This is a genomic window from Enterobacter sp. UNJFSC 003, from assembly GCF_036903355.1.
Lineage (GTDB): Bacteria > Pseudomonadota > Gammaproteobacteria > Enterobacterales > Enterobacteriaceae > Enterobacter.
This window is the reverse complement of the sequence record NZ_JBAKHK010000206.1, coordinates 1-263: the sequence shown is the minus strand read 5'-3', so window position 1 is coordinate 263 and position 263 is coordinate 1. Positions and strand designations below refer to the sequence as shown.

General features: G+C 59.3%; 1 protein-coding gene. It reads right to left on the bottom strand.

Annotation, left to right across the window (positions count from 1 at the left end; translation table 11 throughout):
* The coding region (locus tag V5P19_RS23810; protein WP_334408026.1) for an alpha/beta hydrolase at positions 1-263 on the bottom strand (263 nt) is incomplete at both ends.

Here is a 263-nt window from a genome sequence, read left to right as displayed (position 1 = left end):
GCGTCAACGTCTCCGGCAGATCCGCCAGTTGGTTGAACATGAAGTGCCACAGGAAAATATTTTGATCTGCCGGGACAAAAATCGGTGGCGCCGGTGCCAGGCCGGGAATAACCGCTTCCGTCAGCACCAGCCCCGTCACCGCCTGAGGGAAGTCACTCGCCATTGCATAGCCAACCCACATGCCGATGTCATGGCCGATCAGTTGGTAACGTTCACGCCCCAGTTGCAGCATGGTCTGGTGCAGCGTCGCGGCAACGCTGCAC